Origin of the sequence: Flavobacterium lotistagni, assembly GCF_011392125.1 — a bacterium.
In the GTDB taxonomy this organism is placed as follows: domain Bacteria; phylum Bacteroidota; class Bacteroidia; order Flavobacteriales; family Flavobacteriaceae; genus Flavobacterium; species Flavobacterium lotistagni.
The window spans coordinates 224,198-236,956 of sequence record NZ_JAAJBU010000002.1; the positions used below are offsets into that span (position 1 = coordinate 224,198).

The 12,759-nt window shown below is 42.7% G+C and carries 12 protein-coding genes and 1 tRNA gene; 9 read left to right on the top strand and 4 right to left on the bottom strand.

Translation table 11 applies throughout. The features are described from left to right. Positions 1 to 12 precede the first annotated feature (12 nt). Positions 13 to 846, top strand: a complete 834-nt coding sequence (locus tag G4D82_RS03730; RefSeq protein ID WP_166334650.1) for a GIN domain-containing protein — start codon at positions 13 to 15, stop codon at positions 844 to 846. A gap of 67 nt (positions 847 to 913) precedes the next feature. Here G4D82_RS03730 and trxB read toward each other — a convergent pair whose 3' ends face one another. Further along, on the bottom strand, positions 914 to 1,858 hold the full coding sequence (trxB, locus tag G4D82_RS03735; protein WP_166334652.1) for a thioredoxin-disulfide reductase: 945 nt from the start codon (positions 1,856 to 1,858) through the stop codon (positions 914 to 916). Positions 1,859 to 2,009: 151 nt separating this feature from the next. On the opposite strand from trxB, the gene G4D82_RS03740 reads away from it, so the two are divergent. After that, a tRNA-Pro gene (locus G4D82_RS03740) sits at positions 2,010 to 2,087 on the top strand. Positions 2,088 to 2,746: 659 nt separating this feature from the next. On the opposite strand, the gene G4D82_RS03745 is transcribed toward G4D82_RS03740, so the two are convergent. Continuing rightward, entirely contained in the window at positions 2,747 to 3,739 is a 993-nt protein-coding gene (locus G4D82_RS03745; protein WP_166334654.1) for a T9SS type A sorting domain-containing protein, read from the bottom strand. 197 nt (positions 3,740 to 3,936) lie between these two features. On the opposite strand from G4D82_RS03745, the gene G4D82_RS03750 reads away from it, so the two are divergent. From G4D82_RS03750 to G4D82_RS03765, 4 genes are all read left to right on the top strand, one after another. Then, positions 3,937 to 4,731, top strand: a complete 795-nt coding sequence (locus G4D82_RS03750; protein WP_166334656.1) for a DUF3667 domain-containing protein — start codon at positions 3,937 to 3,939, stop codon at positions 4,729 to 4,731. A 103-nt stretch (positions 4,732 to 4,834) separates the two neighbouring features. Beyond that, positions 4,835 to 5,941, top strand: coding sequence for a glycosyltransferase (locus G4D82_RS03755; RefSeq protein ID WP_166334658.1), 1,107 nt, complete (start codon positions 4,835 to 4,837; stop codon positions 5,939 to 5,941). Then, positions 5,932 to 6,480: an RNA polymerase sigma factor gene (locus tag G4D82_RS03760; RefSeq protein ID WP_166334660.1), complete on the top strand. Its 549-nt coding sequence runs from the start codon at positions 5,932 to 5,934 to the stop codon at positions 6,478 to 6,480. Before G4D82_RS03755 ends, G4D82_RS03760 begins: the two co-directional genes overlap by 10 nt. A 466-nt stretch (positions 6,481 to 6,946) precedes the next feature. Next, positions 6,947 to 7,765 carry an energy transducer TonB gene (locus tag G4D82_RS03765; protein WP_166334662.1) on the top strand — a complete coding sequence of 273 codons (819 nt, stop codon included), beginning with the start codon at positions 6,947 to 6,949 and terminating at the stop codon, positions 7,763 to 7,765. Positions 7,766 to 7,886: 121 nt separating this feature from the next. On the opposite strand, the gene G4D82_RS03770 is transcribed toward G4D82_RS03765, so the two are convergent. Beyond that, the gene (locus G4D82_RS03770; protein ID WP_166334664.1) at positions 7,887 to 8,096 is read right to left on the bottom strand and encodes a zinc ribbon domain-containing protein YjdM; all 210 of its coding nucleotides are present in this window, start codon (positions 8,094 to 8,096) and stop codon (positions 7,887 to 7,889) included. A 1-nt stretch (position 8,097) separates the two neighbouring features. Then, positions 8,098 to 8,937 carry a M48 family metalloprotease gene (locus tag G4D82_RS03775; protein WP_449404284.1) on the bottom strand — a complete coding sequence of 280 codons (840 nt, stop codon included), beginning with the start codon at positions 8,935 to 8,937 and terminating at the stop codon, positions 8,098 to 8,100. 175 nt (positions 8,938 to 9,112) lie between these two features. Between G4D82_RS03775 and G4D82_RS03780 the strand changes: the two genes are divergently transcribed. The 3 genes from G4D82_RS03780 (at position 9,113) to gap (ending at position 12,738) form a co-directional block, all read left to right on the top strand. Continuing rightward, positions 9,113 to 10,360 (top strand): MFS transporter, encoded by a 1,248-nt coding sequence (locus tag G4D82_RS03780; protein ID WP_166334668.1) that lies wholly within the window; start codon positions 9,113 to 9,115, stop codon positions 10,358 to 10,360. Positions 10,361 to 10,756: 396 nt separating this feature from the next. After that, positions 10,757 to 11,626, top strand: coding sequence for a lipoyl synthase (lipA, locus tag G4D82_RS03785; RefSeq protein ID WP_166334671.1), 870 nt, complete (start codon positions 10,757 to 10,759; stop codon positions 11,624 to 11,626). A 116-nt stretch (positions 11,627 to 11,742) separates the two neighbouring features. Then, positions 11,743 to 12,738, top strand: coding sequence for a type I glyceraldehyde-3-phosphate dehydrogenase (gene gap / locus G4D82_RS03790; RefSeq protein WP_166334673.1), 996 nt, complete (start codon positions 11,743 to 11,745; stop codon positions 12,736 to 12,738). Positions 12,739 to 12,759 lie beyond the last annotated feature (21 nt).

The window sequence follows — 12,759 nt, forward strand, 5'->3', positions numbered from 1 at the left end:
AAATTAATTTACATGAAGCACCTGATTGCTCTGGTCACGCTCCTCTTGTTTACTTCTATGTCTTTTGCCCAAAAAGAAAAGGTGAAAGGTTCAAAAATCGTAACTGTAGTACAGAAAGACATTACCCCTTTTGAAGAATTAGAAATTTCAGACAACTTTGACATATTTTTAATCAAAGGAGATAAATGTGCACTTGAAATTGAAGCGGACGACAACTTACAGGAATACGTGTCGATTAATGCCAAAGGAAAAGCACTACAAATTGCGGCTTCTAGACAAGTTTCAAGTTTTAAAAAGTTTAGTATCCGTGTCACTTATACCGATGGCTTTAAAATGCTCACTGCTAAAGACGATGCCAATATTACGGCACTAGCAGAATTGAACCTACCAAATTTTACCTTTAAAATTCATGACAACACGCGGTTGTATGCCAATGTGAATGCCAAAACTTTCACGCTGATGACCGATGATAAATCGAAAACGGAACTCAACTTGAAATCGGAAGATGCCACAATCGAGATGAGTAAAAGTTCGCAGCTCAAGGCATTAATTTCGGCCACGCAGTTGAAGTTTGATATGTATCAGAAATCGAAAGCGACCATCGAGGGCGACGCTATCAACATGAAGTTACGCCTAGACAATGACGCTGATTTTACCGGAAGCAAGCTCACCACCAAAAACACTGATTTGTTGGCAGAAGGTGCTTCAGATTGTAGTATCAATGTAGCCACAAAACTGGTGCTAGACGCTAAAGGCAAATCTGAAATCAATTTGTATGGCAACCAAAAAATTGAAGTCAAGAACTTTCTAGATAGCGCCTCACTGAATAAAAAACCATTAAAATAATTTATCTTTTAATATAAAAAAGCCCCGATTATTAGTCGGGGCTTTTCGTTGTTGCTTTATGGAAATACTATTCCTTTGAAGCCAGATAACGCTCTGCATCGAGTGCGGCCATGCAACCGGTTCCGGCTGCGGTGATTGCTTGGCGATACACGTGATCTGCTGCATCTCCGCCTACGAAAACTCCGGGAACACTTGTTTTTGATGTTCCAGGTTCGTTAATGATGTAACCGGTTTCATCGAGTTTCAAGTAATCTTTAAAAATTTCCGTGTTGGGCTGGTGGCCAATAGCGACAAAGAAACCTGTAGCCGGAATTTCGATGATTTCACCAGTAGCACGGTTCTTAGCTTTAACGGCAGTCACTACTTGTCCGTCACCTAGAACTTCTTCTGTCTCGTGGTGCATTAAGATTTCGATATTCTCGGTTTTGCGTACACGCTCTTCCATGATTTTAGACGCACGGAATTTATCGCTGCGAACCAACATTGTGACTTTTTTACACAATTTTGAAAGATAGTGGGCTTCTTCACAAGCAGAATCCCCGGCACCAACAATCACAACTTCCTGATTTCTGTAGAAGAAACCGTCACAAACTGCACAAGCCGAAACACCACCACCCATTTGCAAGTAGTGCTGCTCTGAAGGAAGCCCTAAATATTTGGCCGAAGCACCGGTAGAAATAATCACGGTTTCGCAATGCAATTCTTTGCTATCATTAATCCAAACTTTGTGGATTGGGCCAGTAAAATCTACTTTGGTTGCCCAACCATCACGGATATCGGTACCAAAACGCTGGGCTTGCTGTTGAAGCTGAACCATCATTTCCGGACCAGTTACTCCGTCAACATAACCCGGAAAATTCTCTACTTCGTTGGTGGTAGTCAATTGCCCGCCAGGTTGCGTTCCTTGATAAAGAACGGGATGCATATTCGCTCTAGCGGCATAAATAGCAGCGGTATAACCTGCAGGCCCAGAGCCGATAATCAGGCATTTTATTTTTTCAATTTCTGACATGTTTTTATTGTTTTTGGTGCCGCAAATGTAACCTTTATTGTAGAAATTTTGCTGCACCCAAATCCTAAAAATCGATTAAAAAATAAATTTTATTTATTTCAATAAAATCGCTTTGTCAACTCAAATTAAACCGTATATTTGCTCCCGCTTTCGGGGTGTAGCGTAGCCCGGTTATCGCGCCTGCTTTGGGAGCAGGAGGCCGCAGGTTCGAATCCTGCCACCCCGACCAAAATCCTTTTTGCTCTGCAAAAGGGATTTTTTTATTATAAAAATAATCCAAGCTCGCTTGAGATTATTTTTATGATGAAAAAATCTTCCATCTTGAAAAGATGGAAAAGGATTTTAGCAGCAAGCCCATAACAGGATCACGCCAGTAATCCTGCAAAAAAAATCTCCAATCCAAAAAGCGGAAAAGGATTTTAGCAGCAAGCCCAAAACAGGATCACGCCAGTAATCCTGCAAAAAAAATCTCCAATCCAAAAAGCGGAAAAGGATTTTAGCAGCAAGCCCATAACAGGATCACGCCAGTAATCCTGCAAAAAAAATCTCCAATCCAAAAAGCGGAAAAGGATTTTAGCAGCAAGCCCATAACAGGATCACACCAGTAATCCTGCAAAAAAAATCTCCAATCCAAAAAGCGGAAAAGGATTTTAGCATTGACCCCAAACTCAGAATCACGAAAGTAATCCTGCCTTTGAATTTATTTGTGGATGTGTAGATGTGTGGATTGGATTATACGGTTTTTGTTCTGGGACAACAGCCCTAGCCCTGATGGTAGTGAAAATCCTTTTGTTCTGGGGTTCAGAACAAAAGATTGCAACGTACAGCAGGTTCCCGGCTTCTAAAAATACTCAAACCCATTACGAATAAATTTAATTTGTCTTATTTTTATAATTTGAGCATCTTTGTAAAAATGGTTTGTTGGTGTTGCTCAATCCGAAGTTGATATACTCCAGCACTCAAACTAGCGAGGTCAATTTCTGTTCGGTTGGAAACTGAAACCATCTGTTGCCCTAAGCTGTTGTATATGGTTATTTGGAAAGCTAAACTTGGCTCAAGCCCGTAAATAGAGAGTTTGTTTTGGACAGTATTCGGGACGAGTTTTATCGAATTAAAAAAGGTTTCTTCTATGCCTAAGTTAGGACAGACTACTGTTTCAAACACGGATTTAAAATGATTGTATATCTCTGGAACTGTGATATTAGCTGGGGCATAATAACATCCCGCTGTATTACCGTTGTGACAGCCACCAATAGGTACCACAGTTTGAATATTTTGACCTCCTAAATAAGAAGCCGGAATCTGGGTCATGTAAGCCCGAAAACCATCTCCGGGCATTCCGTGGATGTAGAGGTCATTTCCACAAGTATAAATTTGGTACCAATGGCTCCAGAAGGATTCGAACCACAATACCCAACTTTGGCCACCATCATCAGAATAAACCACTCGAGACTGATAATAATTGTCAAACAAATAAATGCGATTGCCCAACACTTGTACCTGATTGATACTGTTCGCGGTGTCATCAATACCTACACTTAACCCGGGCAAGAAAGGCACTACCAATTCCCAAGAACCGCCCGAATCATCAGTTCTGTACAATTGCGTGGGCGCCCCGATATAACGGCTTCCTACCAAAACATACCAACTGTCGGCATCAATGAAATCAAAATCGCGGAGGTAATAAAACGGTTCATCGGCGAGCGTGAAATCCCGAATTAGGGTGAGTTCATCATTGACATTCTGATATACTTTGTGCCGGCCTACGGTAATTTTGGTGTTGCTGAGCTGATAACTGGTAGAATCATTAATGGAATAAGCGCGCTGCGCAAAGGTATCACAGGCGAACAACCAAACAATTAAAATGAATATCCTACTCATCTTGATATCAATTTAAGGAAAATAAACCAGCCGAACCAAGTACTCAATTATCTAAAATTCCGCACAGTGAATTTAAGCTTTTAAATTATAATCCATTCATTTCAGAGGATTTTTGAATAACTTTTGCTTGAATTTGCACTCCATTGCAATAAATTCCCTACTTTAAACTCCAGAATTTTTCAAATTTTGACAAAGAAATGACCGCCAAAAACTGTCTAAATTGCAACAAAACACTCACCGACAAATACTGTTCGGGCTGTGGGCAAAAAGCCGATACACACCGTATTACCTTCAGAAATTTCATTCATCATGACGTGTTGCATGGCACTTTTCATATCGATAAAGGTATGCTCTATACCGCCAAACAAGCTTTAATTCGGCCCGGGAAAGCGGCCCTCGATTACATTTCGGGCAAAAGAGTGCGTTACTATAATGTGTTTTATTTGATTCTGATTTCTATCGGACTCCTGTTATTTTTTCGGCATACTGTCGATACATGGATTTATGGCGAAGAAGCCGTTTTACCCCAACACAAACCGCAACTAAACCAAGCCAGTCAAACCATTGACGCCATATTCAAGCAGAAAAGCAAGATTATTATTTTTCTCTTTGTGCCGCTGGCCGCTTTGAATAGTTTTATATTATTTCGCCGTAAAAAACTTAACCTCAGCGAACACTTTATTATTGGCGGAATGATTCTTCTGGGCATTTTACTTCTGAATATTTTAGGATATTTTCTGTTTTATTTGGATTATGGTAATTGGTTCAGCGATACTTTCCTGAGTTGGCTGATTGTTGGGCTTTGTTTTCTTTACACCGGTTATGCGTACTTCAATGCGTTTAGCGAAGATTACTCTACTTGGGGCATTCTCTATCGTGTCTTGTTGTTCTTTGGGTTGATCGCTTTGGAAGCTTTTATACTGCTACTGCTGCTGATAGGTTATGCCACCAATTGGAAAATGGGTGTAGTGACTTTATCGCCATTCAGTTAATTATTAAACCTAGTAGTTATGAAATAGTTGTTGAAAAATTAGGCTAAAACTTCGCCTTGGAATTCATACCTTTGCGCACGTTTTAAAAAAGTGATTCCGAACTATGCTGGCAATTTTATTTTTCGTTTTTATTGGTATTGTGGCGATTCAGTTGTGTTATTACGTGTTTGTTTTTGGGAAATTTTCTTTTCTGAAACCCCAGCAGAGCAAGCCTAAAAAAGTACCCATTTCGGTGATTGTTTGTGCTAAGAACGAAGCAGAAAACGTAATTAAGTTCGTACCGATTCTCGCCCAGCAAGATTACCCTGATTACGAAATTGTGCTCATCGACGATGCCTCTAGCGATGAAACCCTCGATATTTTTGAAGATTTTGAAAAGCAATACCCGAACATCCGTTTGGTGAAAGTGGAAAACAACGAAGCGTTTTGGGGCAACAAAAAATTTGCCTTAACGCTCGGAATCAAAGCTGCCAAAAAAGAATACCTTTTGTTTACCGACGCCGATTGTTATCCGATTTCCAAAGATTGGATTCGCGAGATGAGTTCGCAATTTACCTCCGAAAAAACCATTGTCTTGGGCTACGGTGCCTATGAAAGAGTAGCCGGTTCGTTCTTGAACAAACTCATCCGTTTCGAGACATTGCTCACGGCGGTTCAATATTTTTCCTGGGCGAAAATCGGTCGTCCGTATATGGGCGTAGGCCGGAACTTAGCTTATAAAAAAGAGGAGTTTTTCAATGTGCGTGGTTTCATGGACCACATGAAAATCCGTTCGGGCGATGACGATTTGTTCATCAACCAAGCCGCCACCGGAAAAAACACCACAATTTGTTTCTCACCGGAGAGTTTTACTTACTCTATGCCTAAAACTTCTTTCAAGGATTGGTTCATCCAAAAACGGCGTCATGTAGCCACAGCAAGTTTTTACAAGACTTCAGACCGCTTGCAACTCGGTGTGTTTTACGTTTCGCAGCTCTTATTCATCGTTTTGCCAATTGTCCTGCTGGCCTTCCAATACCAATGGATTATAGTACTGAGCTTAATTGGTTTTAGGTATTTGTTCACTTGGATTACCTTGGGCTTTGCCGCCGGAAAACTGCGCGAGAAAGATGTGATGTATTGGTTCCCAATTTTAGAAATGGTCGTTTTGTTTGTCCAGCTTAATATATTTGTGACTAACCTTTTCGCTAAACCAGTACAGTGGAAGTAAAAAGAAACATAGCCCAAGCCCAACAAGGCGATCAGGCAGCTTTCACCTTTCTGCTAGACCATTATTGGAACGAAGTCTACGGTTTTATGCTCAAGCGCACCGAAAACGAAACCGACACCGAAGACATCACCATCGAGACTTTTGCTAAGGCTTTTGCCAAAATTCATACGTACAACCCAGAATTCCAGTTCAATACTTGGCTCATCGCGATTGCCAAAAACGTGCATATTGACATGTTGCGCAAAAGAAAATCCTCGCTTTCGGTAGATTTTTCAGACCAAGACGATTACCGCGCGAACAACATTGCAGACACCGCGCCTTCTGCCGAAGACAAAATCATCACCGAGCAGAACCTTTCCCAGTTATTGCGTTGTATCAAACAGCTCAAACCGCGTTATCAGGAAGTGATTCAGTTGCGGTATTTTCAGGAATTGAGCTATCAGGAAATGGCCGACCAATTGGGCGAGCCGCTGAGCAACATCAAGATCAAACTGCTGCGCGCGAAGAAATTGTTGGCGGAAATTATTAAAAGTAGTTAGTAATTAGTAGATAGTAGTTAGGGTTTTAGGAGCCGGGAACCTGCTCTGCGCTGTATCTCTTCGCTACGCTACGAGGATGCCGCTGCGATCAGGGCTAGAAAGTGCCTGAGTAGCTGAGTGCCTCAGTGCCTGAGTTAATATAGTTATGGTTTCAGCTATTGCTTTAGATAGTGATTCTTGTTAATACTCAAATTAGATTGACCACTAAATGCGCTAGTCACCGAATTCAAAATAAGGCACTTAGAGACTCAGGCACTCAAAACCCTAAAACGACCTACCAACACAATCTGAGAATCCACCACTAAATGCGCTATTCACCGAATTCAAACTAAGGCACTAAGCGGCTCAGGCACATAGGCACTCAGAAACTCAGTCACTTACTTAACAATATTTTCACACCAACCGCGTTGTTAAGAAAAAACAAGCTTATGAACGGATAAATACTTAACCTTTAATTTTTGAAACAATGTCAAGATTAAGTATTTATGCCAACAGTTGGATCAACCTCGTTTTCGAGGGAAGAAACCAAGCCTACGGTGCTTTCCAATTGCGCCAGAAAAGCGATGAAACCACCTTGCTTGCCTTTTGTTTAGGCGTTTCATTCGTTGCTATGTTAGTGACAATTCCTATGCTGATTTCAAGCTTTACTCCTTACGATCCGGCAAAAGTTACTGATCCGGTTTTCGATCATCCGCAAATCCGCTTGACGCACGTGCAGTTACCTCAGCCGATAAAACCAACTAAGGCGGCACTTCCGCTAGCAAAAAAGAAAACCGACGATATTAAAGATAAAAAACAACTAGTCAACCCAGAAGTGGTCAAGGCCAATCCAACACTGGCTGATATCGCCAAAAACAACGAACCGATAAAAGCAACCGAACCAGTGGACAATCCCGGCAAAGGAAAAGATCCTGCACCAGCTATTACTACAACTACTCCAACAACGTCACCGGTGAATATCGGAACCGATTCAAGAGAAATTCTCAATACGGCAACCGTTGATAAAATCCCTGAATTTCCGGGCGGCATTGAAGCGTTTTACCATTATGTAGGAGAAAATTTCGAAAAACCCGAAATCGAGGAAACCGTGAGTGTCATCATGACTTTTGTGGTTGAAAAAGACGGCTCAATGACAGACATTCATGTACTTAGAAGCGCCTCACCGAGTATTGATCGTGAAGCTGTTCGCGTATTGAAATCCTTAAAAACCAAATGGAAACCAGGCCTCAAAAACGGCAAACCGGTCAGAACGGAATATCGACTGCCGATTAAAGTCAAAAAGTAAACACAGATTTCACGGATTTACACGGATTTTATTTTATTAAGTAGATGCTGCAAATCAATCTGTGTAAATTTGTGAAATCTGTGTTTAACAAAAAAAGCAGCCTATCAAGGCTGCTTTTCTTTTATGCTTTCTTTACAAACTCAGTTCTGAGCACCATCGCGGTTTTGTTGACGCGGCAGTCAATCTCGGCCGGATCGTCGGTGAGGCGAATGTTTTTAACCATGGTTCCGCGTTTGATAACGTCTGAAGAACCTCTGACTTTTAAGTCTTTAATTACGGTAACTGAATCGCCGTCTTGCAATATATTGCCGTTGCTGTCTTTTACGTCCATTTTATTTTTTCTTTTTAGTCGTTTTTTTTGTTGGTTTTTTGGTTGCTTTAGTTGGCTTGGCTGGTTTAGCAGTTTGCTTTACATAAGGCTTATACAAACCGTCTGCTTCTGCTCTAGCTTTGGCGTTGGCAGCTCTTTCTTTAGAATCTGGATGCGAACTCATCATTCTATCAATAAACGACGCTTCGTTGCCTTCACTCATGGCAGCCAAAATATTAAATGCCGATTCTTCAGCATTCACATCGTATTTGTTGCGTTTGAGAAAGTCGTAGGCATACACATCGGCTTCCGATTCTTGTTTGCGACTGTGTTTGCTGTCTAATATGGCATTGGCAATTTTTCCGATTTGACTGTCGGTCACCGCAGCTACCTTGTCTGATTGCGAAGCCGCGGCATCAATCAAAGCTTCTTTTTGGTAGGCGGCTTTCATCGCATCGCGCGAGTCGTGGTTGGCCACATGTCCGATTTCGTGCCCAATCACGGCTAGTAATTGGTTGTCGTCCATGATATCCATCAAGCCTGAAAACACACGCACACTTCCATCGGCAGTGGCAAAAGCATTGACTTCTTTAATCAAATAAACTTTGTAATTCAGTGCAAGGCCGGCTTCGTTTTTATGCTTACCAAAAACTTTATTAAGTCTGATGGTGTAAGGATCGTTCGGCCCAGCTACTTTATTTTCCGCGTCCATTTTGTCAACAGCCGGTTTGGATAAAGCGGCAGCATCGGCATCGGAGAACATCAAACCGGTCATGCCCTTTTGTACGGCTCCGAGCGCACGGTCGTTCAGGTTAATATTTTTTAAATCGATTTGCGATTGGGCAACACCCGCCACAAGCATCGCAAATCCGGCGAATAGAACTCTAGCTTTCATAATCTATATCTTAAAATTGACCCAGCAAAGATAGCAACTTCAATGAATCTGTTGTGTTTGCAGTTGAATTTTATATTTTTGGAACCGTCAGTCGTATCCGCTACACTAACTGACAACCGACAACTGATAACCGACAACCACCATGCAACGATTCTCCACTTCAGAAAAAATCAAACACCTTTTAGGTTTCCCAGTCATCGTGGCCGCTTTAGGCTATTTCGTCGACATTTATGATTTGTTGCTTTTCGGGATTGTGCGTGTGCCGAGCCTAAAATCGTTAGGCGTTGATGTCGATGTAGCCGGAACGCACATTATGAATTACCAAATGACGGGCTTGCTTCTAGGCGGTATTTTATGGGGCATTTTAGGTGACAAAAAAGGAAGATTGTCGGTTTTGTTCGGTTCGATCTTGGTCTATTCCTTGGCCAACATCGCCTGCGGATTCTTGCCGCAAATGCGATTCGGCGACATTGAAACTACCTATTGTGCTTTGCGGTTCATTGCTGGTTTGGGCTTGGCCGGAGAACTCGGTGCCGGAATCACTTTGGTTTCCGAAAGTTTGCCCAAAGAACTCCGTGCAATCGGAACTTCGCTCGTTGCCGGTTTCGGATTACTTGGCGCAGTAGTAGCACAGCTTACCGTAGAACTCGCCGGCGATTGGACGTACGCTTATTTTATCGGCGGCGGGCTTGGACTGCTTTTATTATTTTTGCGTGTTGGCGTTTATGAAAGCGGTATGTATAAGAATCTGGCGCATGACAACAACATTTCGAAAGGGAATTTCTTTTCGCTTTTTACCAGCTCCACACAACTGATCAAATATTTAAAATGTATTGCCATTGGTTTACCGACTTGGTTTTGCATCGGGATTTTGGCAGTAATGGCCAACCAATTTGCGCCGGCTTTCGGGATTTCAGATTTGAATCCGGGCAAGGCAATCATGTGGGCTTATGTCGGGATTTCGGCCGGGGATTTTGCGAGCGGATTTATCTCGCATTGGCTGCATTCGCGCAAAAAAGCGATTTTCTACATGATGCTTTTTACGATTATCGGCATCGTGCTGCTCCTCTCCGGCGCGGCGAAAACAGAAAACCAATATTACTTTTATTGCGCGTGGCTTGGTTTGGGAACCGGCTATTGGGCGATGTTCGTGACTGTTGCCGCAGAACAGTTCGGAACCAATATTAGAAGTACGGCGACCACTACAGTTCCCAATATGGTACGTGGTTTATTGCCGGTGATGCTGCTTGGTTTTGATTATTTCAAAGTGGATTCGGGTGTAATTGTATCTGCCGCGATTGTCGGAATCATTGTTTTCTTTTTAGGCATTTACTCGACTTTGACCATTGCTGAAACGCACGGGCGCGATCTGGATTTTGTGGAAGATTAGACAGTATTTTTCATGGCGGCTTGGCGGCTTTGCGTGTTTTTATCTTCTCGCTAAGACGCAAAGGCGCAAATTTTTATTAATGGGGATTTGTCGTGCTTGAGTAGCTGAATGCCTGAGTTTGAATTCGGAAAATTGGACTTTTAGCTGTAAAATCTAATTTGAATATCAAGAGAAAACAATAAGTAAAACCGGAACTAAAATAACTAAGGCACTAAGGTACTCAGGCACTTCCTAGCCCTGATAGCAGCGGCATCCTTTTTAAACCTTCCAGGTTTTGAAAACCTGGAAGGTTTAAAAAGATATAGCGGATAGCAGGTTCCCGGCTCCTAAAAACCCAACCACTATTTCCTAATTACTAACTACTATTTCCTACCTTTGTCGGGCAAAATTTCAGCTATGGAAACCATTCTAGACAACAACTTACCGGTCGGCAAGCCTAAATGGCTCAAGGTCAAGCTGCCGATTGGAGAAAAATATACCGAGCTACGCGGTTTGGTGGACAAATACAGCCTCAATACCATTTGTACTTCCGGAAGTTGTCCGAACATGGGCGAATGTTGGGGCGAAGGCACCGCGACTTTCATGATTTTAGGCAATATCTGTACGCGTTCGTGCGGCTTTTGCGGTGTGAAAACCGGACGGCCCGAAACCGTAGATTGGGACGAACCTGAAAAAGTGGCGCGCTCAATCAAGATCATGAAAATCAAACATGCCGTGATTACCAGCGTAGACCGCGACGACCTTAAAGACGGAGGATCGATCATTTGGATTGAAACGGTGAAAGCCATCCGTAGAATGAACCCGAACACCACTTTAGAAACGTTGATTCCCGATTTTCAAGGCATCGAGCGAAACATCGACCGTATCGTAGAAGCCAACCCTGAAGTCGTTTCGCACAACATGGAAACCGTTCGCCGACTCACACGCGAAGTACGCATCCAAGCCAAATACGACCGAAGCTTGGAAGTGTTGCGCTATTTAAAAGCGAAAGGCATCAACCGAACCAAATCGGGAATTATGCTCGGCTTGGGCGAAACCGAAGAAGAAGTGATTCAAACCATGCGCGATTTGCTCGAGGCGAACGTCGATATCGTGACCATCGGGCAATACCTGCAACCAAGTAAAAAACACTTGCCGGTGAAGGAATTCATCACGCCTGAGCAGTTCAAGAAATACGAAGACATCGGCAAGGAAATGGGCTTCCGCCACGTAGAAAGCGGCGCGCTCGTGCGTTCGAGCTACCATGCGGAAAAGCATATTTTATAATTTTATTGGGGCGTTGCCTACGGCCCGCGCTGTCGGCACTCGCTTTTTGGCTGCATTACATTCCGCCAAAAGAGCTCAAACAAAGCCTCCATCCCTAACGCAAACCTGTGCAAAACATGATTAAAGTTGCCATCAACGGCTTTGGTAGAATTGGCCGGAATTTGTTCCGATTGCTAATCGATCATCCTCAAATTGACGTGGTCGCCATCAATGACATTGCCGACAACAGAACCATGGCGCACCTCATTAAGTACGACAGTATTCACGGGGTTTTGCCTTACGATTGTTCTTTTAATGACGATTCGATTATTGTTAATGGTAAATCTTACCGGTTCTTCCACCAAAAGAACATTGCAGACATAGACTGGAAATCGCTGGATATCGATGTAGTCGTTGAATCGACCGGTAAATACAAAACCTTCGACGAGATTAATGCGCACATACTATCGGGCGCAAAAAAAGTCATTCTTTCGGCACCTTCTGAAGTCGATTCGATAAAAACAGTGGTGCTTGGCGTCAATGAATCGATACTCGATGGCACTGAACAAATCATTTCCAACGCCAGTTGTACCACCAACAATGCCGCTCCGATGATCAAAGTCATTAGCGAACTCTGCGGCATCGAACAAGCTTATATTACTACTGTTCACTCCTACACCACCGACCAGAGTTTGCACGACCAACCGCATAAAGACTTACGCCGCGCGCGTGGAGCGAGTCAATCGATTGTTCCAACAACTACCGGAGCGGCCAAAGCGCTTACGAAAATATTTCCCGAATATGAAGGCAAAATCGGCGGTAGCGGAATTCGCGTTCCGGTTCCTGATGGTTCGTTGACTGATATTACTTGCTATGTAAAACGCGAAGTGACCATCGAAGAAATCAACCAAGCCTTTGAACATGCCGCGCAAAACCAGCTTAAAGGCATTCTCGCTTACACCAACGACCCGATTGTTTCAGTAGACATTTTGGGCAACAGAAATTCGTGTTTGTTCGATGCACAACTCACTTCGGTCATTGGCAAAATGGTCAAAGTCGTGGGCTGGTATGATAACGAAATTGGCTACAGTTCTAGATTAATTGATTTAATAATTTTAACTTATCGCAAATAATTTACTACTTTTAAACCCTTG